Genomic DNA, 24,086 nt, shown 5'->3' on the forward strand with positions numbered 1-24,086 from the left:
CCATCAAGCCCGAGAGATGTAGGTACCCGAGCGGGTGTCCACCTTGATGGTGTCACCGGCTTCGATGAACAGCGGCGCATGGACCACCAGTCCGGTCTCGAGCGTGACCGGCTTGGTGGCGCCCGACACCCGGTCACCCCTGACCGCGGGCTCCGCCATCGTGACCTCCAACTCGACCGAGGCAGGCAACTCGACGCCGATCGGGTTTTCGTTGTACAGGGGAAGCATCACGGTCGCGCCATCGGTGATGTAGTTGGCGGCCTCGCCCACGTCCTCTTCCGGAATCGCGAACTGGGCATAGGTCTCGAGATTCATGAAGTGGTAGCCCATGTCGTCCCGGTAGAGGAACTGGTGGTCCCGGCGGTCGATGATCGCCTGCGGCACGTTCTCATCGGCCCGGAAGGTGCGATCTACCACGGCACCGGTGACCAGGTTCTTCAGCTTCATGCGGACGAATGCCCGCCCCTTGCCGGGCTTGACGTGCTGCTGCTCGACTATCAGGAACAGCCCGTCCGGCAGGTCGAGCGCCATGCCCGACTTCACGTCGTTGGTGGAAACCATGAGGCGATTCTAGGAGGGCGGCTCGATATGAAAGGCGCGGCCCGAGTCAGCCGGGAACAGAGGACGGCTCGGACCCGACTTCAGGAGGCTACGGCACCGGCACATGGAGGGTTGGCCGGGTCGGAGATCAACCCGTAATGCCGACCGCCGCAAGGCCGAGTCTCAGCGCTGCCCCGTCCACGTACTCGACCACCGGATCCCCGATGTCACGCAGGAGCACCATGCGGATCCCGGACGCGGTGCGCTTCTTGTCCCGCTGGACCAGCCGGAGGACGGCGTCGGGGGTAGCGGCGTCGATGCGGGTCGGCAGGCCCAGACGCTCCAGCGCAACCCGCACCCGGGCTTCGTCGAACCCGAGGCGATCGGCGGATACGGCAGCGGCCGCCACCATCCCCACCGCCACCGCGTAACCATGGGGTAGATCGCACACCACCTCGATGCCATGGCCCAGGGTGTGCCCGAAGTTGAGGATCGCCCGGCGGCCGGTCTCCCGGAAGTCCTCCGAGACCACCTCCGCCTTGACCACCACCGCCCGCCGCACCGCCTCGGCCATAGGAAAGGCCGGACCATGCTTCATGAACAGATCCACCAACTCCGGATCGGCGATGAATCCGGCCTTGACCGCCTCGGCCGAGCCTTCCAGTACAAGCGGCTCGGGGAGGCGGCTCAGCACTTCGAGGCTGATGACCACCCGCGACGGATGCCAGAAAGACCCGACCAGGTTCTTGCCCATCACGTTGATACCGGTCTTGCCGCCGATGGAAGCATCGACGGCACCAAGCAGGGTGGTCGGCACCAGGACCGACTCGATACCCCTCAGCCAGGTCGCCGCGATGAATCCGGCCAGGTCGGTCACCGCGCCACCCCCGACACCGACGATGGTGTCGTGCCTCCCCAGGTTGAGTTCTGCCAGCCGGTCGTACAGGCGCGCCAGCGTCTCGATCGACTTGGCTTCCTCGCGGTCAGGGACCTCGATCAAGGTGGCCCTCGCCTCGGAACCGAGCATCTCCAGCACTGCTCCGGCAACATGGCGTGAGCCCGGCTGGCAGATGACCACCGCCTGCTCGCGGCCGCGGGACACCGGCAGGAGACGGTGGGGCAGGCCGGGTCCGATCAGCACCTCCGACGCGCCACCGACCGCGATCCGGGCGCAACCGGCTGCCCCCGTAACTACCCCGTCAACCGGTCGGCCCGCATCGATCCGGTAGTGCGCGGCCTGCTGGTAGAGGCTGTGGCGATCGGCCAGTATCTCCGCCAATCGGGATGCGACATCCCCACCGGCCAGCAGCGGGCGGACATCCCCCCTTATCCGCTCCGCGAGCACTCCTGCAGGCGCGTCGAGCCACGCCACCACCCCGGAGCGGCGCATGGCTTCCACGCTGTCCGGGTCGAGGACCGCCCCGCCGCCGGTCGCTATCACCCGGCCCGTGGCATCCGGCGTCGACTCGCCGGACAGGCGGCGTATCTCGGCCGCCTCGATCTCACGGAGAGCAGCCTCGCCCTGTTCCTCGAAGACGCCTGCGATGGACCTGCCGGCTCGCTCCTCCACCATCGAGTCGACATCCACGAAATCGCGAGCCGTGGTGGCGGCGATCCGGCGGCCGACCGTGCTCTTTCCGCTGCCCATCATGCCGATGAGCCAGAGGTTTTCCATCGCCCCGACCTTCAGGGCGCCATCAGAACGTGCGGATACGGTGCCGGTAGGAGGTCACGTTGACGACGAAGTCCTCGACCGTGTCGCCGCCGAACTTCCGCTGGAGCTCCTGGGCCGCCACGATGGCCACCATCTGTTCGGCCACCACGCCTGCGGCGGGCACCGCGCAGACATCGGAGCGCTCCCGGAAGGCCACCTCGGGCTCCTTGGTCACCACGTTCACGGTGGGGAGCGGGCGCATCACCGTCGACAGCGGCTTCATCGCCACCCGAACCCGCAAGGGCTGGCCCGTGGTCATACCTCCCTCGATGCCCCCGGCCCGGTCGGTGTTGCGGAAGAACTCCCCGTCGGTGTAGTAGATCTCGTCGTGGGCGACCGAGCCCCGGCGGCGGGACGACTCCAGACCGTCGCCGACCTCCACAGCCTTCATGGCCTGGATCGACATCAGCGCCTCGGCCAACCGGGCTTCGATACGCCGGTCCCATTGGTCATAGGAACCGAGGCCGGGCGGGAGGCCGTGGACCAGCACCTCCACCACTCCGCCGAGCGTGTCGCGGTCCGACTTGGCCCGCTCGATCTCGGCGACCATCATCGCCTCGGTGTCGGTCCCGAACGCCCGTACCGATGAAGCGTCTATGGCGGGCAGGTCCTCAAGGGTGGGCAGGTCCTCAGAATCGGAGACGGCCTCGCCGATCGCGACCACATGGCTTACCACCGTTGCGCCGATGCTGGACAGCAACTGCTTGGCGAGGTAGCCGGCCACGGTTCGGGCCGCGGTCTCCCGGGCCGATGCCCGCTCCAGGATGTTGCGGGCGTCCTTGGTGTCGTACTTGAGCATCCCCACCAGGTCGGCATGCCCCGGCCGGGGCGTGGTCATGGGCCGCTTGGGGACGCCGGGATCGGGCGACATCTCCTCCTGCCAGCGGGGCCACTCGGTGTTGCGGATGATCACCGCCACCGGAGAACCGAGCGTGCGGCCATGGCGGACCCCACCCATGATCTCCAGCTCGTCCTTCTCGATCTTCATGCGGGCGCCCCGGCCGTAGCCGAGACGGCGCCGGGCCAGCTCGTAGCCCAGACCCTGACGCGACACCTCCATCCCGGCGGGAAGCCCGTCGACGATGGTCACCAGCCCGGGCCCATGAGACTCACCGGCTGTAAGGAAACGCAACATGCCCCGGATGCTACCCCGCCCCGACCCTGATACTGATACGACACCCGAGCGGCAGACGGATGGCCGGGCGCCGCCACGTCCGAAAGGTAGGCTTACCCGGCGCGAGACTGGTAAGGAGGGGCGATTGTCGTTACGGGAAGTCCTTGAGACGGTACGGAAGGGTCCAACTCCTCCGAATGAAGAGACCGCCAAGTTCCAGATCATCGCGCCGGTCTTGCAGGGTCTCGGATGGAACCCGTTCTCCGGCACGGAGGTCCTGTATGAACATCCCGTCGAGACGGCCAAGGGCGGAGGCCGGGTCGATATCGCCCTCCGCGGAGACAGGCATTCCGTAGCGCATATCGAGATGAAGGCGCCGGGCAAAGACCTGAAGCGATACGTCAAGCAGGCACTCGGATATGCGTTCGATGAAGGCGTGCACATCTGTGCCCTGACCACTGGCCTCGAGTGGATGCTCTACCTGCCCCGGGAGGCCGGTCCGCATAACCAGCGCCTGTTCACGACTCTCAACGTAAAGCACGACCCGGTAGACCAGCTAGCTGAGGATCTCGAGACGTTCCTGGGTAAGGAGAACCTGCTGAGTGGACGCTCGGAACAGCGAGCCAAGGAGGTACTTGAGGCCCGGAGGCAGGCCCACCACCTCAACACCAAGCTCCCCGAGATCTGGTCACGAATGGTGCAGGGGCCGGACGGGAAACTTGTCGAGTTGTTCATCGAAAGAGCCTACGAAGAGTTGAACCTGCGACCTACCGCCGAGCAGGTAAAGGCCGTACTACGCGGCTCGCCAGTACCAACCGTGACGGCACCGGAACCTGCCGCGCCCACCTCGCGACCTCAACAAGAGGACCACGACCCCAAGGTTCCGCGACCGACGCGCCGCTCTCCCCGGCGAGCAGCAAAGATCGTTGCCTATGAGTTATGGGGCGAGCGGCACGAAGTCAAGACCTGGAAGGCACTTTTGGTCGGAGTGTCCGAGTCCCTCTACCAGAGGCACGGCCAGAGCTTTGCTGATCGCATCCTGAGCCTAGGAGGAACCAAGCATCCGTATGCTGCTCGTAGCGAACACGATGTCCGGGCACCGAAGGCGGTTGGAGTATCAGGAATCTACATCGACACGAATCTCTCATCCGTCGATATCAAGCGTCGAGCTAACCAACTTCTGAAACTTTTCGGCCATTCGGCAGAAGATCTCAGGATCGAGACCCGGCCCGACTAGAGCCAGTTGCCGTCGACCTCAGACGGATCCGTCGGGGCTCCTGGTGCCGTACCACCCGCGCAAGCGGACCCGACCCACCCTGAACGCAACCTGAGCATTACCGAGAATCCCGAGCCGCAGGCAGTGGCCGGTTCGCGAAACCCGGCAAGCAGACCACAACGGCACCAACTGACCCTGGGCCACCCCGATCACGCCTGCAGCAATCTTCGCTGGAGCAAGGTTCGCATGTCCCTTCGCCCGTCAGCGATCACCAGGACCACCACGCTGTCACCACTCACCTGATAGATGAGCCGATAGGGCTTGACGGCGACCTCCCGGTAGTCAAGGATTCCGAGGTCAGCCAATTTCATCGGGCAACGGCCGCGCAGCGGGAACTCGGACAGACTCTCGAACGCCGCTTCCATCCGATCCAGCAGACGGTCGGTATGCCCCCACCCGGCGTGTCGATCGAGGTAGCTGACGATACTCTCCAGGTCTCGAACCGCGCCGTCGGTCAACCGGACCGAGAATGGCATCGATCAGCCCTGATTCCTCTCTCGAAGCTGGGCTATTGCGTCGGAAGCGAGCCGTGTCCTTCCCGCTTCGACCTCGCGTCGCCCGAGTGCAAGTATCTTGAGCAGAGCAAGGGTCTCCTGCATTTCCTCGTAGCTGTCAATGTCCTGGATGACCACCTTGGCCTCACCGTTCTGGGTAACGATCAGAGGTTCTCCCCCGTCGCCGAGGGTACGTACGATCTCGGCGGCATGAGCCTTGAGATAGCTGATAGGCTTGATCCGGTCGGACAGACTCATGGTTGCCTCCCTCTCTCCAGACCAAATATAGTCCTTAAACAGGTCGTGCCCGACCGCTATCGTGATCGGACCTGACACCCCATCACGTTCCTGCCACGATTCGATACGGCCAGACCTGCGCGGCTGTTCATAATTGAACACATGCCACCATCTACTAAAGGTGTGCATTAACGCCTGGTAAATGGCAGGTGCAAGGGCTGGTTGCGGCTACCCTGTGAATCGGAGATGACCAGCTTCCTTGTTAGGGGTCCGACCCGGCTACACGGGCACTTCGAGCCGTCGGGCAACAAGAACGCCGCTCTACCGATCATCGCCGCTTGCCTGCTCACCGAAGAGCCGGTCATCCTCCACAACGTCCCCCAGATCGGCGACGTCAAGTCCCTGCTCCTCATCCTGGAGGGCATGGGGGCCTCGGTCACCAGCCCGGATCCGGGGACCTTCCGTATCCATTGCAACGGGATGACCGGCTCGGAGATCTCCGAGGAGCAGGCCAGCATCATCCGGGCTTCAATCCTGCTGGCCGGCCCGTCCCTGGCCCGCTTCGGCGAGGTCACCCTCCCTCCGCCGGGTGGAGACGTCATCGGACGCCGCCGGATCGACTCCCACGTGCACGGTCTCGAAGGACTCGGCGCCTCCTACAGCTTCCTGGACGGTCACCGGTTCCGGGCCGGAACGCTCAAGGGATCGGTGGTGTTCATGGACGAGCCGTCCGTGACCGGCACCGAGAACCTGATCATGGCCTCCGTTCTCGCCAAGGGCCATACCACCATCGAGAACGCCGCCTGCGAACCGCACGTCCAGGATCTGTGCCACTTCCTCAACACCCTCGGCGCCCGCATCTCCGGCATCGGCAGCAACATCCTCCAGATCGACGGTGTGGAGCGCCTGAGCGGCGGCGAATACACCATCTGCCCCGATCACATCGAGGTGGGGAGCATCATGGCGCTGGCTGCCGTGACCCGATCGCCAATCACCATCGGTGGGTACCGGCCGGAGATGAACAAGCCCATCGATCTGGGCTGGGCTCGCCTGGGGATCCAATACGACCCTTTGCCGGACGACATCGCCCAGATGCGCTTCAACGGACCGCTGACCGTGCTGCCGGACCTCGGTGGCGCCATCCCCAAGATCGAAGACGGGCCGTGGCCGTCCTTCCCTGCCGATCTGACCAGTATCGCCCTGGTAGCCGCCACCCAGGCATACGGTTCGATTCTCATCCACGAGAAGATGTTCGAATCGAGGATGTTCTTCGTGGACCGGCTGATCGTCATGGGCGCCCAGATAGTGCTGTGCGATCCTCACCGGGCAGTGGTGATGGGACCCAACAAGCTGACGCCCAGCACCATGTCCAGCCCCGACATCCGGGCCGGGATGGCCCTCCTCATCGCGGCGCTGGTGGCGGAGGGCGACAGCGTCATCCACAACGCGGAGCAGATCGAGCGAGGTTACGAGGGGATCGACACCCGACTCGGCATGATGGGTGCCGACATCCGGCGAATCGACTGAGGCGGGGTCACGAGAACCCCGCCGAGCTACTCGCCGCGGGGATCCCAGGTGAAGTAGCGGGTGATGATCACCATGCCGAACAGCAGCCACAGTGCCATCACGCCCAGGTGTTCCCACCCGAGGATCGGGCTCTCGTGAAGCGGGTTGAAGGCCTCGCCGAACGGCCCTGCGAAGTGCTTAAGCGGGAAGACATCCCCCACGATCTGCAGCCACCGCGGCGCATCGTCCAACTGGATGAAGATCCCTGAGACGAAAGCCATCGGCAAGAACACACCGTTCGCTACTGCCGGGGACGAGTCGGCGTTCTTGAGAACCGCGCACACCGCCAGACCGAGCGCCGAGAACGTGGCGACCCCGACGACGAAGACCAACAACGCGGTCCCGAGGTTGCCCCACACCATCCGGAAGTCGAAGAAGGCCCACCCCAGGAGGAACATCAGGCCCACCGACAGGACGGCCATCCAGACCCCGGAGCAGATCCGGCCCGCCATGTAGACCCAGGCCGGGAGCGGGGTGCCCCGGACCCGCTTGAGGACTCCCTGGTCCCGGGAGTAGGACACGCCGATCGCCAGGTTGCTGAACGATGAAGACACGGCGGCGAACACGGCCATGGCGGGGGCGAAGAACTGCGCGAAGCCGTAGCCGCCGCCCACCTCGATATCTCCGAAGATGACGCTGAACAGGATCAGGAAGATGACCGGGAGGGCCAAGGTGAAGAAGGCGGCAGCCGGGGTGCGCCAGAACACACGGTTGTTGTGCCGGACCTGACCCCAGAGGAGCGATACGTAGCGGGCGCCGCTCATGATGCCCGACCCCCGTAACCGGCCTCGCCCACGATGTCGAGGTAGACATCCTCGAGGCTGGGCCTCGTCACCTCCAGGCCGTCCAACTCGACCCCATGCTGGGTGGCCCAGCTGGTCAGCGCCAGCAGATCGGCGGTCACCGAGGCGGATCGATAGGTGACGGTGCGGCCGGTCATTACAGGTCCGCCGTCCAATCGAGGAGGCTCGCCCGCGCCTTCCACGGTGAACGAGATGGTGCTCGACGCCCGACCCTCGCCCAGCGTATCGGCCGTTCCTTCGGCAACTATGGAACCATCGGCCAGGACGATGATCCGATCCGCCAGATTCTGGGCCTCGTCCAGGTAATGGGTGGTGAGCAGGATGGTCTTGCCCAACTTGGTCAGGCCTTCGATCATCGCCCACGACTTGCGGCGGGCGGACGGGTCGAACCCCGTGGTGGGCTCGTCCAGAAACAACAGCTCGGGATCCCCGGCCAGTCCGAGTGCGAGGTCGAGCCGGCGCTTCTGCCCGCCGGAGAGGGTCTTGATGCGGGCATCCGCCTTGCCGTCCAGCCCCACCAGGTTGATCAGCTCGTCCGTGGGTAGTCGGCGGGAATAGGACCGGGCGTAGATGTCGATGGCCTCCCGGACCGTCAGCACCACCTCGATACCGGTCTCCTGGAGGACGATGCCGATCCGGTCGCGAAACTCCCGACCGCCGGATGACGGATCGTGGCCCAGCACGCTGATCGCGCCGCCGTCCGCCCGCCGGTAGCCCTCGAGGATCTCCACCGCGGTGGTCTTGCCGGCGCCGTTCGGGCCGAGGATCGCCAGCACCTCGCCCTCTTCGACCGTGAAGCCGACCCCTGCCAGCGCGGTGACGGAGCCGTAGTTCTTGGTGAGGTCTTCAACGCTGACTACCGGGGACACTTATGGCTCCGGGAGGGGTGATGGTCGACGGAGGTGCTCTCCGTCATGTCTATCCATGATCAAGCCTCCGCTCGTCTTGCCAGCCTGTCGCAAGACTTTGGTTTGCGTCACAAACTAGGATACAGCCCAAAGGTTTGTCGCGCAAACCGGTGGGATGCCGGTTGACCTCCCGGACTGGCTTGGATCGGTGGCCAGGCCCGGCGTCGATCCGGGGACCTCTGCTTTTTCAGAGCAGCGCTCTACCGACTGAGCTACCTGGCCGCTGAGTGACGAGAACCGGCTGCGGGGTAGCCGGTTCTCGTGGCGGGGACGACGGGATTTGAACCCGCGACCTCCGGCTTGACAGGCCGGCGTGAACTCCAGGCTTCACCACGCCCCCGAACCGCCCCACCAGGTTAACCCGCTCACGCAAGAGAAGCCAGAGAACCGGATGGAGACCGGGAGTATAGAGCGGTCCGCACCGTTCCCCCGAGTACAGAACGTCCCTCGTGACCGGATTCACGGTCCGAGGGCGGTCACCGGCACCACAGCCACCCCGTCCGGTCTCGTGTAGCCGTAGCCGCTCCCGGTGACAACCATCAGAGCAGCAGGCTCTCCGATCCTGGAGGTATCGATCCGGTCCCGTAGTTTCAGCAGGCTCGCGGCTCCCGCGTCGATCGGATTACCGGTACCCAGCTTGACCTCAATAGCCATCCACCGGCCGTCACCGGTTTCGATGATCGCGTCCGCCTCGAGTCCGGTGTTGTCCCTGTAGTGATAGACCTCGGCGTCGTTGGCCTGGGCATATATCCGCAGATCGCGCACCACCAGAGACTCGAACAGAAACCCGAACATCTCCAGGTCGGCGAGGAGTCGGGCCGGATTGGAGCGCAGAGCGGCCACCGCTAGTGAAGGGTCGACGAAGTGGCGTTTGGGTGACAGGCGCAGCCTCGACCTGGCTCGCAGATGGGTGGAGTAGGCAGGTTGGTCCTCCACCACGAACAGGCGCTTCAAGGCGTCCAGGTATGCCGAAACCGTGTCGCCCCGAAGCGGTCCTTCCGGTCCTCCGGTGTCTCTCGACAATGTTGTAACCGGAACCGGGGTGGCAACGTGACGGGCCAGCGACCGCATGAGTCGCAACAGGCGATTGGGATCGCGACGGATACCCGCGAGCCGGTATACCTCGGTGCGACGCACCTCATCCAGATAGTCCCGCGAGAACTGGAGAGCTTGTCGAAGGTCGGCGTCGAGAATGCCCGGCCAACCTCCCCGGCACATGATCTCGATCAGCTCGGGAACGGTCACATCCGGAGCACCAGCCGCTATGGGCACAGACCTGAGTGTCCGGCCCAGCGACACCTCGCCACTCGATATTCCCAACTCGAATAGGGACATCGGGCGCATCCTCATTCTGGATATTCTTCCCGCGCCGGAGTGCCGGGTGGTGTCGTCGGTGGGCGCCGCAGATCCCGTAAGGATGAATCGACCAGTACGCGGTCTGGTGTCGGCGGCTCGGCGAACGTGATTCCAGACCTCCGGCGCGGTCTGCCATTCGTCGATGAGTCGCGGCTCGTCTCCGGCCAGCACCAGACTCGGATCTATGACTACAGCCCGTTGGGCGTTGGCGTCCACATCAAGTAGCACCTCGGTAGCCGCCTGCCGGCGCGCCGTGGCGGTCTTGCCGCAGGCCTTGGGACCTTCTATCAAGACCGCGGCGACGGTCTCCAACCGATAGGCCAACTCCGCGTCTACGACACGCGGCTCGTACCCGAACTCCTCGTTTTTCGGTTCATCAATGCTGGACTGCATGAACAGCATCTTATCCCAACCGGAAGAAAGCAACGGACCCAACCGGAAGAAAGCAACGGACCTAACCGTAAGAAAGCAACGGCAGGCCCCCGCGGACGGCTCGGCGGCAGCCCGACCGGCCGGCAGCGGGGCTTACGCGCCGACGGCTCGGTCGAGGGCCGAGGCCATCACCTCCAACAAGTCGTCCACATCATCGTCGTCCACGTCTAGATGGGTCACGATGCGGCAGGTCCGCTCATCCCTGGGGGAGATGAGCACTTCCGCCTCGCGGGCAGTCTCGATCAACTCCGCCGAGCCGGGCCCGTCCGGAGCCATCCGGAATATCACGATGTTCGTCTCCACCGGCAGCACGCTCTCCACCTGGGCCATCCCGGCCAGGGCCGCCCCGATACGGGCCGCCCGGGCATGGTCATCGGCCATCCGATCCACATGATGGTCGAGTGCGTAGAGGCCCATCGCGGCGAGGATTCCGGATTGGCGCATCGCCCCGCCCCATTGCTGCTTCCATCTCCAGGCCCGTTCGATGAAGTCTTGGCTACCGGCGATGACCGCCCCCACCCCGGCACCAAGGCCCTTGGTCAGGTCGATCCAGACGCTGTCCATACCCTCGGCCATGCGCGCCGCCGGGATTCCGGTTGCGACCACCGCGTTCAGCAGGCGGGCGCCGTCCATGTGGGTGACGAGACCGGCCTCGTGGGCTACCTCCGCCACCTGGTCGATGACATCGAGAGGCCAGATCGCCCCGCCGCCCAGGTTGGCGGTCTGCTCGATCGATACCAGCCGGGAGGGGGGCATGTACCGGGACTGGGGCCGGATGGCCCGAGCGACCTGCTCACCCGTGAAGATCCCGTGAGGCCCGTCGAGCGGGTGGATCATGGCGCCGGACAGAGCAGCCGGGCCACCCGACTCGTAACCGATGATGTGACTACTCCAATGAGCGATGACCTCATCGCCGGGATCGACGTGGACCTTGATGGCGATCTCGTTGCACATGGTGCCTGAAGGCAGGAACAGGGCCGCTTCCTTGCCCAGCAGTTTCGCAACCCGATGCTCCAACCGGGTGGTGGTGGGGTCGCCGGCCATCTGCTCGTCTCCGACCTCGGCCTCGAGGACCGTGGCCCGCATCTCCGCGGTCGGCCTGGTCTGGGTATCGGAGTAGAAGTTGGGCATCACGGCCTCCATGGAAAGGTGCTCGGAACGTCCCGCAGCCGGACGGCTCCGACATGTTCCCATGTATTACCGGGGCCTGACAATGGCGAGCCGACCGTCCCATTGTCGCGGCGTCCCCTACACCAGCACGCCCAAGGGCGCGACGGCTATCCGGTCGTCCAGCCGGTAGGCGAACCGCCCGGGATGAATGACCAGGCCGGCGCGGAACCGGTCTCGGAGTTGCTCTCGCAGCCAGATCAGATGTCGGGCTTCGGAGCGTTCCACGGTTGCCGCAGCCCTGGCCTCCACAGCGATCACCGATCCGTCCGGAAGGTCCGCGATCATATCCACCTCGTGGAGTCCCTTGGCCGTACGCAGGTGGGAGAAGCGCCAGCCCAGGCCGAGGGCATCGCTTGTCGCCCTCATGTGGCATACCACAGTGCTCTCGAACAGGCTGCCCAGACGCTGCCGGTCGAACCGCAGGGAATCGCTGGTGTCGTAGTGGTCGGCGGCGGCAAGGGCGGGATCCACGAAGTGTCGCTTGGACCGCCTCGTCAGCTGTTTGAGCCGGTTGCTCGACCAAGCGGGCAACTCTTCGATGATCCCGAGACGGGTCAGCAGGTCGTGATAGCTGTCCGCCGTAGCTCTGGACACGCCGGCGGCCTGCTGGATCCCGGACTGATCGGCGGTCGTCCCGATCACGGCGCCGTAGGCCCGGATGTACCGCCGGACCTTCTGGGGGCTACGGGCACGGGCGTCGATCTCCGCCAGGTCGCGCGAAGCGGACAGATCGAAGTAGTTGCGAAGTGTCTCCTGGTGATCGGCCTCCGCAAGATGGCGATAGCCGGGCAGTCCCGAGATGACGGCGGCAGCAAGCTGCTCGGCAGGTGTGTACGGTGACTCCGAGCCGCGCAACGCCTCGATCCCTTGCTCAGCCAGATGGCCGAGAGAGGCGGCCGGAGTGACGCCCCGGCGCTCCGAGAGGGTCATGGGTCGGAGGCGGACCTGGAAGAAGCGGCCTGCTCCCGTATGGATGGGCGCGTTGACGGCGGTCCGTTCCGAACCGCTCAGGATGAAGCGGCCAGGGGATCGATCTTCGTCGACCATCAGGCGTACGACGTCCCATACCTCGGGCACCCGCTGCCACTCGTCGATGAGCAATGGTGTTTCGGCACCGGCCAATATGGCCTCCGGGTCACCCCGGACGGCGGCCGCCTGCCTGGGATCATCCAGACGGACCATCGACTTGGTCGAACGGGAGGCTGTAGTCGTCTTTCCGGCACCCCGGATCCCCGCAAGCAATACGGCGGGATGAACCGACATCAAGCGATCCAGTTGCTCGTCCAAGTGCCGACGAAGGTAGGTCATGATCGTTATCCTAATCCGATAAACCTATTATTCCTAACGTATTAGGAAAAAAAGGCATAACCCATTAGCAAAACATGGGGCAGGCGCCGTGGTCCTACCGTCTGATGATTACCTGGCCGCGTTCGGGCCCGACCGACACCCAGTTGACCGGGACACCGGCCTGATCCTCGATGAACTCGATGTAGCGGCGGGCCGGGCCGGGGAGGTCCTCGAATCTACGGGTGTCCGTGATGTCCTCGTCCCAGCCGTCGAGCTCCTCGTAGACAGGAGAGCAGTTGTATAGAACCCGCTGCTGGCGGGGGAACTCGGAATAGGTGTCGCTTCCCGACCGGTAGCCGGTAGCAGCCCGGATCGTGTCGAAACCGGACAGGACGTCGAGCTTGGTGATGAAGAGTTCGGTGAGCGAGTTGACCCGGCGGGCATAGCGAAGGGCCACGAGGTCGAGCCAGCCACAGCGTCGGCGCCGGCCCGTCACCGTGCCGTACTCCCCGCCCACGTCCACCATCCGATCGCCCGCCTCGTCCTGCAGCTCGGTGGGGAAGGGACCGCTGCCGACCCGTGATATGTAGGCCTTGGCCACGCCCACCACCCGGTCCAGCACCTTGGGACCGACTCCGGCGCCGATCGCCGCTCCTCCGGCGGTGGGGTTGGAGGAGGTGACGAACGGATAGGTGCCGTGGTCGATATCAAGCAGGGTGCCCTGCGCTCCTTCGAAGAGCACGTCCTTCCCGCCCGCCAGGGCCTCCCAGATCAGCAAGGAGGTGTCGTCCACCATAGGTAGGAGCTGGTCCGCGTAACGGAGATACTCGTCCACGATGCCGGATGACTTCATCGGAAGCTGGTTGTAGACCCGGGTGAGGATCTTGTTCTTCTCGGTCAGGACCGTCTCCAGCTTGTCGGCGAAGATCGCGGGGTCGAAGAGGTCCTGTACCCGGATTCCGGTGCGGGCAATCTTGTCGGTATAGGCGGGCCCGATCCCTCGCTTGGTGGTCCCGATCCGGTTGCGACCCAGGTAGCGCTCCATGACCGTGTCCAGCTTGCGGTGGTAGGGCATGATCAGATGGGCGTTGCCCGAGATGCGGAGCCGGGAGGGGTCGACACCCCGCTCCTCCAGCATGGACATCTCCGCCAGTAACACCTGGGGGTCGATGACCACACCGGAGGCGATGACGGGTGTAACCCCCGGATACATGACCCCCGACGGCACCAGGGACAGCGCGAAACGTTCGGAACCGACGACGATGGTGTGGCCGGCGTTGTTACCGCCCTGGTAGCGGACCACGCAGTCTGCATCCCGGGCGAACAGATCGGTTACCCGGCCCTTGCCCTCGTCGCCCCACTGGGCACCCAGCACCACCGTTGCGGGCATACCTACCGGCAACCCGTGCAAGCAGATGGCACGGCTCTCACTCCCGGCTCGCGCCGGCGCCGCTTCTGATACATCCAGTTGTCTCGCAGACGGACCACAGGCGGAGTGTATCCCCTAGAAGGGCTATCTCCGGCCGGGCTACGTATGCTGGGCAAGATGGCAAGGGTGCGTATGAGCCGAGACGAACGGCGGCGGCGGTTGGTGGCGCGCCACCATCTCCATCCCGATCATCCGGCCACCTCGGCCACCGAGGCTGCCGGACACCTGGTGGGCCTGCACTCCAGCGACCCGGCCACAGTGTTCCTCTCGGCTCGGGCCCGGGTGCCGGAGATCACCGTCGCAGACGTGGAACGGGAGCTCTACGACCGGCCCAGCCTGTTCCGGGTACTCGGGATGCGGCGCACCCTGTTCGCGGTTCCGGCCGGACAGGTACCGCTCCTGCAGCATGGCTGTGCCCACAAGCTGGCACCGGGCGAGCGGAAACGTCTGGTCGGATACCTGGAAGGCCAGAACCTGGTGCGTGACGGCGAGGCCTGGGTCCGACGGGTGTCGGATGCGACCGTGGAGACCATTACCAGGCGCGGGGAGGCAGCCGCGATGGAGCTGCGCGAGGACGTGCCCGAGCTCAAGCTGACCCTCGAGTTCGGGAAGGGAAAGAAGTGGGGCGGGAAGGTGGGGGTCTCGACCCGGGTCCTATTCCTGCTGGCCTGCGAAGGGCGGATCATCCGGACCCGGCCCCGCGGATCCTGGATCAGCGGGCAGTACCGCTGGACCACTCCGGCCGGCCGGATTCCTGGTGGCATCCCCGACCTCGACCCGTCCGAGGCGCGAGCGAGGATCCTGGAATTGTGGTTGCGCGCCTACGGACCGGGGACGATGGCCGACCTGAAGTGGTGGTCGGGATGGCCCCTCCGGGATGTGCGGGCCGCCCTCGGATCCATCGACGTCTGCGAGGTGGAAACTGACGAAGGACTCGCCCTCGTCCTCGGAGACGACCTCGAATCCACCCCATGTTCCGAACCCCGGGCCGCCCTGCTCCCGTCGCTTGACTCCACCATCATGGGATGGCGGGACCGGGACTGGTACCTGGGTGACCACGCCGGGCCCCTTTACGACCGCAACGGGAATGCCGGACCGACCGTGTGGTGGGACGGCAGGGTGGTGGGCGGTTGGGCTCAGACCAGCACCGGCCGTGTCTCCTACCGCTTGCTCGAAGACGTCGGTGGTGAGGGAGAGGCCGACGTAGCCCGGGCGGCGACGGATCTCGAGGCCTGGATGGGACCGACCCGGGTCACCCCCCGGTTCCGGGCCCCGCTCGAGAAGGAGCTCTCGGGCTAATCCGGTAGCGCTAACCGTGCCCGGCAAGCCCGGAACCGCGAAACCCCTTCTCAAAAGGCGGTGCCAGGGGTAACCTCTCGCCCATGCCAAGGATCAGAGCCGCCAGCATCGCCGAGCACAAGGTGATCACCCGCGCCCTGATCCTCGACAAGGCCCAGGAGCTGTTCGCCACCTGGGGGTACGAGGACACTTCGTTCGGAGACATCGCCGCCGGGGTAGGGATGGGCCGCACCACCCTTTACGACTACTTCACGGACAAGGACGACCTGCTGGCCTCCCTTGTCGAGGAGACCCTCCCGCCGACGATCAGGGACCTGATATCCCGGATTCCTGCCGACGCCACACCGGTGGCACGCCTGCAACACCTGGTGGTGATCACCCTCGAGTTCCTGGCCACCGAGCCCACCCTGGGCCGCTTACTCCACCGGGAGGTGCACAAGCTCTCCGAATCGGCTCGACAGCGGGTGGCGGTCGCTCACCAGTCGCTGGCGCGAGAATTCGTGGAGACCTACCGGGCCGGTGTGGAGGCGGGTGATCTCAAGACGCTTCCACCCGGGCTCGCCGGTCGCTTCCTCAACGACATGATCATGTCCGCCGCGCAGGCGCTGATCGACGCCGACGACCCCGGTGCGGCGTTACCGGTGGTTGCCGGAGCAATGACCGACCTCCTGTTCTACGGACTGGCCGAACGTGGGGCACACCAACCGGTGCGGAACGCTTTGGCGGACCTGCCGCGGGCGGATCTGAGGGAGCTGCGAGGATGACGGACACCGGTGCCGACCATCCTCTCCTAGTCCGGGAACTCTCCCAGCTCGAGTTCGTCCGTAGGGTTCTGGCCCAGGCCGAGCGCGAGCGCACCCCCCTGCTGGAGCGGGTCAGATACATAGCCATCGTGAGCGAGCTGATCGACGAGATCTACCAGGTGCGGGTGGCCGAGTTGGAAGAGAAGGTGGACGCCGGCTTCGAGGACCTGCTGAGGGCGGGGATGTCGGCGCCGGAGCTGCTGGAGCGCATCCGGTCGCTGGTAGCCGACTTGTGCGAGCAACAGAGCCGGGTATTCCGCACCGAGCTGCAGCCCGCACTGGAGGGCCTCGGCATCCATATCCTGTTGTGGGATGCGCTGGACGACACCGACCGGGCATATCTCCATCAGGTGTTCCACGACCGCGTGTATCCGGTTCTGACCCCGCTGGCGGTCGATCCGGCCCATCCGTTCCCCTACATATCGAACCTGTCCATGAATCTGGCGGTCATGGTGAGGGAGGCCGAGACCGGCCAGCAACGTTTCGCCCGGGTGAAGGTCCCGCCCATCCTGCCGCGGTTCATCGAGCTTCCGGACCGGCGCGGATTCGTGCCGCTCGAACAGCTGATCTCCGCCCACATAGATGAACTGTTCCCGGGGATGCAGGTTTCGAAATGCCACCCCTTCCGGCTCACCCGTAACACCGACTACGAACTGGCCGAGTTCGAGACTAACGACCTGCTGGCCGCACTGAAGTCCGAGATCGGCCGGAGGCGTCGCGGCCAGGTGATGAGGTTGGAGGTGGAGCGGGACATCGACCCGGACGTGCTGGACCTGCTGATGCGGGAGCTGGAGATCAAGGACCGTCATGTCTATCGCATCGCCGGCCTGCTGGACCTCGGCTCGCTCACGACGCTGGCCAATCTGGATCTGCCGGATTTCCGCTGGAAACCGTTCCCGCCGGTGGTTCCTGCCGGACTCTCCGGTAAGCGGACCTTCTTCGAGTTGATCAGCAAGAGCGACCTCATCGTCCACCACCCGTACGAATCATTCGCTGCCTCGACCGCCGAGTTCGTGCGCGAAGCCGCTCATGACCCCGATGTGCTGGGCATCAAGCAGACGCTGTACCGCACATCATCGAACAGCTCCATCGCCCGCTCACTGATCACCGCCGCTGAGTTGGGTAAGCAGGTGGTGGCGCTGGTGGAACTGAAGGCCCGCTTCGATGAGGAACGCAACATCGAACGGGCCCAGGCGCTGGAGGAGGCCGGAGTGCATGTCGTATACGGTCTGGTCGGGCTCAAGACCCACGCCAAGCTGTGCCTGGTGGTTCGCCAGGAGGAAGGTCGCCTGGCCCGTTACGTCCACACTTCCACGGGCAACTACAACGAGAAGACCGCCCGGATGTACGAGGACGTGGGCCTGTTCACCAAGGATCCGCAGATCGGCGCCGATGTCAGCGATCTCTTCAACCACCTCACCGGCTACAGCAAGCAGAAGTCCTACCGGAAACTGGTGGTGGCGCCGACCGAGCTCCGCGATCATTTCCTCGAGATGGTCCGGCGCGAGTCCGGGTACGGAGACGGGCACATCGTTGCCAAGCTCAACGGCCTCGTAGACGAGCGAATGATCAACGCCCTCTACGAGGCCTCGCAAGCGGGCACCCGGATCGACCTGATCGTCCGGGGGGTTTGCTGCCTGCGGCCGGGAGTCCCCGGGCTGAGCGAGAACATCACGGTGCGGTCCATCGTCGGCCGGTTCCTGGAGCACTCCCGCATCCTCCGGCTCGGAAGACCGGAACGGGGATTCCAGTACTACATCGGCTCCGCCGACCTGATGCCTCGCAACCTCGACCGGAGGGTTGAAGCGCTGTTTCCCGTCGAGGATCCGGAAGCCCAGCGCCGCCTCGAGGAGATCCTCGACCTGTGCCGCGCCGACGATCACCTGTCCTGGGTTCTCCAACCGGAGGGTACCTACGAGCCCCGGGGGCAGAAGCGAGGTCTCGATCTCCACCAAGCGCTTATGGATCTGGCCCTGGAGCGATCCCGCAGCGCTCGCAGCCGGTAACCCGATGCCCGACCTCATGCTGCTCCGGCATGCCAAGTCGGACTGGAGGGCCGGTTATGGGACCGACCGGGACCGGCCCCTCAACAGGCGGGGGGTCCGGTCGGCCCGGGCCATCGGAGAATTCGTCGCCCGCTACCGATTGATGCCCGAGCTGGTGCTGGCCTCACCGGCGGTCCGCACGCTGACCACGGCCCAACTGGCGGCCGAGGCGGGTGGGTGGAACAGCCCCATCGAGGTGGTCCCGCAGCTCTACGGCGCCGATCGTGGGGATGTCCTCCAAATGGTTCGCGAAGTCACCGGAGCGGAACGGCTGATGGTGGTCGGGCACGAGCCCACCATGTCCGGCGTGCTGGAATACCTGACCGGACACAGGATCCGGGTTACCACCGCCACGCTGGCCTACATGCGTTCCGGCCATGCCTCCTGGTCTGATCTGGCCTACGGCACGGCCCGGCTCGAGTTGCTGATCAGGCCCCGCCTACTGCTGGACTGACGACTCCAACCGAAACGGCGCACCCGCGTTAGCGCGTGGAGGCTGCCTGTCACCCGGAACCTGAGGAACAGAACGCCATACACGGTGCCACGAACCTGAGGAACAGAACGCCTTATATGACGCCCTCTGCCTCAAGAACGTCCGGACGCCAAAGTCGCGAAAAACCGGTGCTCCGCACCGGGCCCTGCCCCCGCCGCCGCCACCCAGGTTGGAGCGTGGTCAGGCAGGCCCGGCTGGATGCCGGGAATCGGCTGTCGCTCCATGAAGCCTCTTATGTTCCCTCGGGTCCGGCCGTACCGATCGGTCTTCCTCTTCAGCCGGTGTAGACACCCCAGGCGTGCAAATGTCAAGCTGCGGCTTGGTCGAGGGCGGTTCGGTGGGCCCAGGCGGTGTGTTCGTCGTAGGGGGTTTGGTGTTTGAGGCATCCGTGGAGGATACCTACGAGTCGGTTGGCTAGGGCTCGTAGTGCTTGGTGGTGGAGGTCGCCGGCTGCTCGTCGTTGGTTGTAGAAGGCTCGGGCGCCTGGGCTTCTGGTTAGGGAGCAGAATGCCCATTGGTCGAGGGCGTCGTAGAGGCGCCGGTTACGGATGTGGCGAGCGAGGACGGCGTGTTTGCGTCCTGACGCGATGGTGATGGGCGACGTGCCGGCGTAGTTCCTGCGAGACTTGGCGCTGGTGTAACGGTCGGGGTCGTCCCCGAACTCACCGAGCGTCCGGGCGCCGAGCACTTTACCGAGTCCTGGCTGGGAGAGGTAGATAGCGGCGTCCGGGTGCTGTTCAAAACAGGTTTCCAGGGTTGCTTCGAGCTCGGCGATCTGGCGGTTGGTTTCCGCAAGGATTGCCAATAGGGCGCCCACGGTTGTCGCGTAGGCGTCCTCGACCGGTCCGGGTGCGCTGAGATGGGTGGTTCGGAGACCTTTCTGTATTTTGCGGGCAGCCGCGTCGAGGTTGCGTTTCCGGCCCCCGGCTTTAAGAGCGGCCCGGATCTGGGTGACGGTCAGGCGGGCGCCCTGGGTGGGTGTGGGTGCCCGACCCAAGACGGCCAGAGCATCGCGATTTGCCAGGTCCCCGAAGGTTTCGAGGGCTGCGGGGTAGTATTCGCGCAGGGCGCTGCGGATCTGGTTGGTGTGACGCACCCGAGCCCAGATCAGGTTCTGATGTGTCCTAGCCAGGACTTTGATCCCTTCGGCTTCGGGGCTGTCACCGGCAACCGGGCGGTGGTTGTGCCGGTCGGTGCGTAATAGGTCGGCTAACACCTTGGCATCACCACGGTCGGATTTGGCTCCACCCTGGCTGTGACGGTCCCGGTAACGCGACACTGCCATCGGGTTGATCGCATACACCTCATAACCCGCCCCGACCAGAGCACCGACCCACAGACCACGATCAGTCTCGATACCTACCACCACCTCAGCCGGCTCCGATACGTGCTCGGCGATCATCTCATGCAACTGAGCCACACCCCCCAGGCCTTCTGGCAGCCGCCGAGAGGCCAGTCGAGTTCCGGACTCGTCCATGAGACACACATCGTGATGCGCCTCAGCCCAGTCATCTCCCACAAAGATCATCCTTCGCCTCCTTCTGCGCGGACCTGCTCTTTCTGAGCTATGGAGAACGCCTGGCGGCGACCTAATGGATCAGTGCTCTTCATGGCACGCCACCCCATGAGCGCTACAAGCAGCCCTCACTAACCGGCCGGGGCACGATCTACACCTAGGAATCAGCCTTCCAGGAGCTTGGAGTACTCACCGGCCAGCCAGCTCAACCACCACACCCTCCCAGACAAACCAGAAGAAGCGGTGGACCCCCATTAGGTGCTTGGCGATAGACAACATATGGCGAACCTGTGACAGATTCAACCCCCTTCTTCCAGAACGCGAAAAAACTACTCGTTGGTGGTCGCCACCGGCAGCTGGCATCGGGATCTACGCGACCGTCTGACGCCCTGGGATCACGTGACCCAGAACGCCCACGACCGTTGCCGATGTGGCATGACGGTCAGTCGAGGGAGCGGGTCACCGTATCCACGATCCGGGTCACGGATGGGATGGTGGCGTCCTCCAAGATGTCGGAAGCCGGGAGGGGTATGTGGTCGGTGGTGATCCGCACGATCGGCGAATCGAGGTCGTAGAAGGCCTCCTCGGCGATGATCGACACCACCTCGGCGCCCCATCCGCACAGCCGCGGGTTCTCCTCGGCCGTGAACACCCGCCCGGTCTCGGCCACCGCCGAGAGGATGGTCCGGGTGTCCAGGGGCACCAGGCAGCGCAGGTCGACCACGGTCGCTTCGATACCTCGGGCCGCCAGCTCATCGGCTGCCTGCAGTGCTTTGGGAACCATGGCCGCCAGCGCCAGGATGGTGGCGTCCGCACCGGACCGCACCACCGACGCCTCGCCCAACTGCCCGACCAACTCGCCGTCCGGCACCTCTCCCCGGCTGGCGAACAGGCCCTTGTGCTCGAAGAAGATCACCGGATCGGGGTCCCGGACCGACGCGGCCATCAAGGCGATCACATCCCTCGGGGTCGAGGGCGCCACCACCTTGAGGCCTGGCACCGACATGGCCCAGTTCTCCAAACTCTGGGAGTGCTGGGCGCCGAACCGTACCCCGCCTCCGTTGGCGGTCCGGATGACCAGCGGCAGAGCAACCTGGCCGTCGGTCATGTACCTGGTCTTGGCAATCTGGTTGGCCACCAGGTCCCAGCAGGTTGCGAGAAAGTCCGAGAACATGATCTCGGCCACCGGCCGGAGGCCGTTCATGGCGGCGCCCATCACCGCGCCGATGATCGCCTCCTCCGAGATGGGGGTGTCCCGGACCCGCTGCTCGCCGAAGCGCTCCAGCAGGCCGGGCGTGGTCTTGAAGACTCCGCCCGCTGCCGCGACGTCCTCGCCGATCAGGTAAACGGTGTCGTCACGCTCCATCTCCTGGGCCAGAGCCCTGGCAACCGCTTCGCGATAGGTGATCAGTTCCGCCATCGTGACCCTCCGTCCGCCCATACCTCGGTGGCAATGGAATCAACCGAGGGCTCGGGCGCAGCCTTGGCCTCTTCCACGGCAGCTTCGATCCACGACTCGACCGACTGCTCGACTCCCCCCAACTGCTCCTCCGACGCCCCGTCGCCGGCCAGCCTGGTCCGGTACATGGGGATGGGGTCACGGGCCAGCCACTGCCGGACCTCTTCGTCCGGGCGATAGGTACCGGGATCGGCCCGGGAGTGACCACCGTGCCGGTAGGTGATCGCCTCGATCAGGCTGGGCCCCCCTCCTTCGCGGGCTCGGGCGAGGGCACCGGCTGCGGTCTCGTACACCACGTCCGGGTCGTTGCCGTCCACCACCACACCCTCAAGCCCGTAGGCGGCCGCCCGGTCGGCGGCGGGACGTTCCACAGCTGTAACCGACCCGATCGGCGTGTACTCCATGTAGAGGTTGTTCTCGCAGACGAACACCACCGGCAGATCCCACACCACGGCCAGGTTGAGAGCTTCGTGGAAGGCCCCGATGTTGGTGGTGCCGTCGCCGAAGAAGCACACCGCCACCTGTCCGGTGCCCCGCTCAACGGCAGCCCAGGCGGCGCCCGCGGCGATAGGGAGGTGGGCGCCGACGATGGCGTATGACCCCATCGCTCCGGCCGGCGCCCAGGTGAGGTGCATCGAGCCGCCCTTGCCGCCACACACACCCTCCGACCTACCGAGCAACTCCGACATCAGCCGGCCGGGCGGGGCGCCCCGGAGCAGGGTGTGGTTGTGGCCCCGGTAGGTACAGAAAGTGAGATCATCGGAGCGCATGGCGGCGGCAAAGCCGGCGGCTACGGCCTCCTGGCCGATGCCCAGATGGGTAGTCCCCTTGACGAGGCCCTCCAGGAACAATTGATGGGCGCGCTCCTCGAAGCGGCGAGCCTCGAGCATCATCCGGTAGATCCGGAGGCGAGTGTCCAGGTCAGGACCGGCAGCGACTGCGACGTTCATTCTGCTATCACCCGTTCCAAACTCGGCGAAACCCGGTCGATACTACCCGCGCCGGTGCCGCTCGCCGGTCGGACGGCGGTCGCCCACGGATCGATCAGGGTCTTGATGCGTTCGGGCCGGCCCTTCGCCATCGGCAGTAGGCCGCCGGAAACGAGCCGATCGAGTGGAAGGGAGATCGGCGCCACATCGGACCACCCTCGAGATCGGGAAGCGATGAGGGAGGCGGCGTCGGCGAAGTCCGCTTCGAAGACCTGCGCTCGGGTTCCTACCAGCCGGATCTCACGGAGGGTGACCCGCCGCATATCGATCGGAACCGAATGGGCGCCCAGCCCCACCCCGACCACGCGGCCCCTGGGTCGCACCATCTCCAGGGCGGCGGCCAGCGCCGCCGGAGTGCCGGTTACCTCGTAGACCACTGCCACCGGGCCGCCTGCCTGTCGCAGCACCCCGGCCACCGGGGAGGCGCCGGGATCCGCCCTCAGCACAGCGGATGCGCCGAGTGCCTTCGCCACGGCGAGCCGGCTCGGCTCGAGGTCGGCCGCCAATACATCGGCCCCTTGCTGGGCGGCGGCGTACACCAGAAACGCCCCCACCCCGCCGACGCCCAGCACCACCGCCGTATCGCCCGGCCGGAGTTTTCCCTGCCGCAGGGCGTGAAGTGCCACCGACATCGGTTGGACGAGAGCAGCCCGATCGTCGTCGAGGCCGATCCGTCCCACCTCCAGGCAGGCCCCCGAGTCGGCGACCGCGTACCGGGCCAGGCCACCGTGGCAGTCGATGCCGAGCGTGAAGTACCGGTCGCAGAAATTGCTCGTCCCGGCCAGGCACGCCGCACAGGCACCGCAGGAGATCCCGGCCACGCAGGCAACCAGGTCTCCCGCCCCGAAACCGTCCACCTCCGGCCCGAGGTCGACCACCCGGCCACCGAACTCGTGGCCCAGGATGATCGGACCCCGATGCCCCGACGCCGGATGGGCTCGGTCCAGGGGCGTCAGGATGGGCCCACGGTCCCATTCCAGGGCGTCGGTACCGCAGATTCCGGCCGAGCGGACCTCCAGGAGCAACTCGCCGGGGCCGGGGACGGGCACCGGCAGGTTCTCGATCCGGATGTCCCGGGCGCCGTGATAGACGGCGGCCCGCATCTGCGCCCTCCGGCTCCTGCCTAGCATTGGATGACCCGACCTCCCTGACCTCC

General features: G+C 65.6%; 21 protein-coding genes and 2 tRNA genes. 6 read left to right on the forward strand and 17 right to left on the reverse strand.

Translation table 11 applies throughout. The annotated features are described in order from the left end of the window. Positions 1 to 3: 3 nt before the first annotated feature. The 3 genes from efp to aroC all read right to left on the reverse strand — a co-directional run bounded on the left by efp (position 4) and on the right by aroC (position 3,389). A complete protein-coding gene (gene efp / locus ACOQPD_RS06195) occupies positions 4 to 561 on the reverse strand; it encodes an elongation factor P (protein WP_420614023.1) in 558 nt (185 codons plus the stop codon). 127 nt (positions 562 to 688) lie between these two features. Then, the gene (gene aroB / locus ACOQPD_RS06200) at positions 689 to 2,215 is read right to left on the reverse strand and encodes a 3-dehydroquinate synthase (protein WP_420614024.1); all 1,527 of its coding nucleotides are present in this window, start codon (positions 2,213 to 2,215) and stop codon (positions 689 to 691) included. A gap of 22 nt (positions 2,216 to 2,237) precedes the next feature. After that, the gene (gene aroC / locus ACOQPD_RS06205; protein ID WP_420614025.1) at positions 2,238 to 3,389 is read right to left on the reverse strand and encodes a chorismate synthase; all 1,152 of its coding nucleotides are present in this window, start codon (positions 3,387 to 3,389) and stop codon (positions 2,238 to 2,240) included. A gap of 124 nt (positions 3,390 to 3,513) precedes the next feature. Between aroC and ACOQPD_RS06210 the strand changes: the two genes are divergently transcribed. Continuing rightward, entirely contained in the window at positions 3,514 to 4,605 is a 1,092-nt protein-coding gene (locus tag ACOQPD_RS06210) for a hypothetical protein (protein WP_420614026.1), read from the forward strand. 188 nt (positions 4,606 to 4,793) lie between these two features. On the opposite strand, the gene ACOQPD_RS06215 is transcribed toward ACOQPD_RS06210, so the two are convergent. Beyond that, positions 4,794 to 5,120 carry a type II toxin-antitoxin system RelE/ParE family toxin gene (locus ACOQPD_RS06215; RefSeq protein ID WP_420614027.1) on the reverse strand — a complete coding sequence of 109 codons (327 nt, stop codon included), beginning with the start codon at positions 5,118 to 5,120 and terminating at the stop codon, positions 4,794 to 4,796. Positions 5,121 to 5,123: 3 nt separating this feature from the next. Then, a complete protein-coding gene (locus ACOQPD_RS06220; protein ID WP_420614028.1) occupies positions 5,124 to 5,474 on the reverse strand; it encodes a type II toxin-antitoxin system Phd/YefM family antitoxin in 351 nt (116 codons plus the stop codon). Between the two features lie 147 nt (positions 5,475 to 5,621). Here ACOQPD_RS06220 and murA point away from each other — a divergent pair, with 147 nt between their 5' ends. Further along, complete coding sequence (murA, locus tag ACOQPD_RS06225; RefSeq protein WP_420614029.1) at positions 5,622 to 6,902, forward strand: UDP-N-acetylglucosamine 1-carboxyvinyltransferase; 1,281 nt, start codon at positions 5,622 to 5,624, stop codon at positions 6,900 to 6,902. 26 nt (positions 6,903 to 6,928) lie between these two features. On the opposite strand, the gene ACOQPD_RS06230 is transcribed toward murA, so the two are convergent. From ACOQPD_RS06230 to ACOQPD_RS06265, 8 genes are all read right to left on the reverse strand, one after another. After that, positions 6,929 to 7,705 (reverse strand): ABC transporter permease, encoded by a 777-nt coding sequence (locus tag ACOQPD_RS06230; protein ID WP_420614030.1) that lies wholly within the window; start codon positions 7,703 to 7,705, stop codon positions 6,929 to 6,931. After that, positions 7,702 to 8,613, reverse strand: coding sequence for an ABC transporter ATP-binding protein (locus tag ACOQPD_RS06235; RefSeq protein WP_420614031.1), 912 nt, complete (start codon positions 8,611 to 8,613; stop codon positions 7,702 to 7,704). The genes ACOQPD_RS06230 and ACOQPD_RS06235 overlap by 4 nt, the downstream gene beginning before the upstream one ends. Before the next feature lie 188 nt (positions 8,614 to 8,801). After that, positions 8,802 to 8,874: transfer RNA gene (locus ACOQPD_RS06240), tRNA-Phe, on the reverse strand. 40 nt (positions 8,875 to 8,914) lie between these two features. Further along, a tRNA-Asp gene (locus ACOQPD_RS06245) sits at positions 8,915 to 8,992 on the reverse strand. Positions 8,993 to 9,111: 119 nt separating this feature from the next. Continuing rightward, entirely contained in the window at positions 9,112 to 10,401 is a 1,290-nt protein-coding gene (locus ACOQPD_RS06250) for an ATP-binding protein (RefSeq protein ID WP_420614032.1), read from the reverse strand. A gap of 132 nt (positions 10,402 to 10,533) precedes the next feature. Beyond that, positions 10,534 to 11,571: a threonine aldolase family protein gene (locus tag ACOQPD_RS06255; protein WP_420614033.1), complete on the reverse strand. Its 1,038-nt coding sequence runs from the start codon at positions 11,569 to 11,571 to the stop codon at positions 10,534 to 10,536. 117 nt (positions 11,572 to 11,688) lie between these two features. Continuing rightward, complete coding sequence (locus tag ACOQPD_RS06260) at positions 11,689 to 12,918, reverse strand: ATP-binding protein (RefSeq protein ID WP_420614034.1); 1,230 nt, start codon at positions 12,916 to 12,918, stop codon at positions 11,689 to 11,691. Between the two features lie 94 nt (positions 12,919 to 13,012). Then, complete coding sequence (locus tag ACOQPD_RS06265; RefSeq protein WP_420614035.1) at positions 13,013 to 14,287, reverse strand: adenylosuccinate synthase; 1,275 nt, start codon at positions 14,285 to 14,287, stop codon at positions 13,013 to 13,015. 171 nt (positions 14,288 to 14,458) lie between these two features. On the opposite strand from ACOQPD_RS06265, the gene ACOQPD_RS06270 reads away from it, so the two are divergent. The 4 genes from ACOQPD_RS06270 to ACOQPD_RS06285 all read left to right on the forward strand — a co-directional run bounded on the left by ACOQPD_RS06270 (position 14,459) and on the right by ACOQPD_RS06285 (position 18,927). Next, positions 14,459 to 15,625, forward strand: a complete 1,167-nt coding sequence (locus tag ACOQPD_RS06270; RefSeq protein ID WP_420614036.1) for a winged helix DNA-binding domain-containing protein — start codon at positions 14,459 to 14,461, stop codon at positions 15,623 to 15,625. An 83-nt stretch (positions 15,626 to 15,708) separates the two neighbouring features. Then, the gene (locus tag ACOQPD_RS06275) at positions 15,709 to 16,389 is read left to right on the forward strand and encodes a TetR/AcrR family transcriptional regulator (protein ID WP_420614037.1); all 681 of its coding nucleotides are present in this window, start codon (positions 15,709 to 15,711) and stop codon (positions 16,387 to 16,389) included. Next, on the forward strand, positions 16,386 to 18,434 hold the full coding sequence (gene ppk1 / locus ACOQPD_RS06280) for a polyphosphate kinase 1 (protein ID WP_420614038.1): 2,049 nt from the start codon (positions 16,386 to 16,388) through the stop codon (positions 18,432 to 18,434). Before ACOQPD_RS06275 ends, ppk1 begins: the two co-directional genes overlap by 4 nt. Positions 18,435 to 18,438: 4 nt before the next feature. Continuing rightward, positions 18,439 to 18,927: a SixA phosphatase family protein gene (locus ACOQPD_RS06285; protein ID WP_420614039.1), complete on the forward strand. Its 489-nt coding sequence runs from the start codon at positions 18,439 to 18,441 to the stop codon at positions 18,925 to 18,927. Between the two features lie 346 nt (positions 18,928 to 19,273). Here ACOQPD_RS06285 and ACOQPD_RS06290 read toward each other — a convergent pair whose 3' ends face one another. The 4 genes from ACOQPD_RS06290 to ACOQPD_RS06305 form a co-directional block, all read right to left on the reverse strand. Further along, a complete protein-coding gene (locus ACOQPD_RS06290; protein ID WP_420611630.1) occupies positions 19,274 to 20,494 on the reverse strand; it encodes an IS110 family transposase in 1,221 nt (406 codons plus the stop codon). Positions 20,495 to 20,924: 430 nt separating this feature from the next. Next, on the reverse strand, positions 20,925 to 21,902 hold the full coding sequence (locus ACOQPD_RS06295) for an alpha-ketoacid dehydrogenase subunit beta (protein WP_420614040.1): 978 nt from the start codon (positions 21,900 to 21,902) through the stop codon (positions 20,925 to 20,927). Continuing rightward, complete coding sequence (locus ACOQPD_RS06300) at positions 21,890 to 22,891, reverse strand: thiamine pyrophosphate-dependent dehydrogenase E1 component subunit alpha (RefSeq protein WP_420614041.1); 1,002 nt, start codon at positions 22,889 to 22,891, stop codon at positions 21,890 to 21,892. Before ACOQPD_RS06300 ends, ACOQPD_RS06295 begins: the two co-directional genes overlap by 13 nt. After that, a complete protein-coding gene (locus ACOQPD_RS06305) occupies positions 22,888 to 24,033 on the reverse strand; it encodes a zinc-dependent alcohol dehydrogenase (protein ID WP_420614042.1) in 1,146 nt (381 codons plus the stop codon). Before ACOQPD_RS06305 ends, ACOQPD_RS06300 begins: the two co-directional genes overlap by 4 nt. Positions 24,034 to 24,086: the final 53 nt, after the last annotated feature.

The sequence above is a fragment of the Candidatus Spongiisocius sp. genome (genome assembly GCF_965221825.1).
In the GTDB taxonomy this organism is placed as follows: domain Bacteria; phylum Actinomycetota; class Acidimicrobiia; order Spongiisociales; family Spongiisociaceae; genus Spongiisocius.

Bases quoted from the DNA above. Each gene is read 5' to 3' on its own strand.
- efp (WP_420614023.1), bottom strand. From the start codon at position 561: ATGGTTTCCACCAACGACGTGAAGTCGGGCATGGCGCTCGACCTGCCG.
- aroB (WP_420614024.1), bottom strand. From the start codon at position 2,215: ATGGAAAACCTCTGGCTCATCGGCATGATGGGCAGCGGAAAGAGCACG.
- aroC (WP_420614025.1), bottom strand. From the start codon at position 3,389: ATGTTGCGTTTCCTTACAGCCGGTGAGTCTCATGGGCCCGGGCTGGTG.
- ACOQPD_RS06215 (WP_420614027.1), bottom strand. From the start codon at position 5,120: ATGCCATTCTCGGTCCGGTTGACCGACGGCGCGGTTCGAGACCTGGAG.
- murA (WP_420614029.1), top strand. From the start codon at position 5,622: ATGACCAGCTTCCTTGTTAGGGGTCCGACCCGGCTACACGGGCACTTC.
- ACOQPD_RS06230 (WP_420614030.1), bottom strand. From the start codon at position 7,705: ATGAGCGGCGCCCGCTACGTATCGCTCCTCTGGGGTCAGGTCCGGCAC.
- ACOQPD_RS06250 (WP_420614032.1), bottom strand. From the start codon at position 10,401: ATGCAGTCCAGCATTGATGAACCGAAAAACGAGGAGTTCGGGTACGAG.
- ACOQPD_RS06255 (WP_420614033.1), bottom strand. From the start codon at position 11,571: ATGCCCAACTTCTACTCCGATACCCAGACCAGGCCGACCGCGGAGATG.
- ACOQPD_RS06260 (WP_420614034.1), bottom strand. From the start codon at position 12,918: ATGACCTACCTTCGTCGGCACTTGGACGAGCAACTGGATCGCTTGATG.
- ACOQPD_RS06265 (WP_420614035.1), bottom strand. From the start codon at position 14,287: ATGCCCGCAACGGTGGTGCTGGGTGCCCAGTGGGGCGACGAGGGCAAG.
- ACOQPD_RS06270 (WP_420614036.1), top strand. From the start codon at position 14,459: ATGAGCCGAGACGAACGGCGGCGGCGGTTGGTGGCGCGCCACCATCTC.
- ACOQPD_RS06275 (WP_420614037.1), top strand. From the start codon at position 15,709: ATGCCAAGGATCAGAGCCGCCAGCATCGCCGAGCACAAGGTGATCACC.
- ppk1 (WP_420614038.1), top strand. From the start codon at position 16,386: ATGACGGACACCGGTGCCGACCATCCTCTCCTAGTCCGGGAACTCTCC.
- ACOQPD_RS06285 (WP_420614039.1), top strand. From the start codon at position 18,439: ATGCCCGACCTCATGCTGCTCCGGCATGCCAAGTCGGACTGGAGGGCC.
- ACOQPD_RS06290 (WP_420611630.1), bottom strand. From the start codon at position 20,494: ATGATCTTTGTGGGAGATGACTGGGCTGAGGCGCATCACGATGTGTGT.
- ACOQPD_RS06295 (WP_420614040.1), bottom strand. From the start codon at position 21,902: ATGGCGGAACTGATCACCTATCGCGAAGCGGTTGCCAGGGCTCTGGCC.
- ACOQPD_RS06300 (WP_420614041.1), bottom strand. From the start codon at position 22,891: ATGAACGTCGCAGTCGCTGCCGGTCCTGACCTGGACACTCGCCTCCGG.
- ACOQPD_RS06305 (WP_420614042.1), bottom strand. From the start codon at position 24,033: ATGCGGGCCGCCGTCTATCACGGCGCCCGGGACATCCGGATCGAGAAC.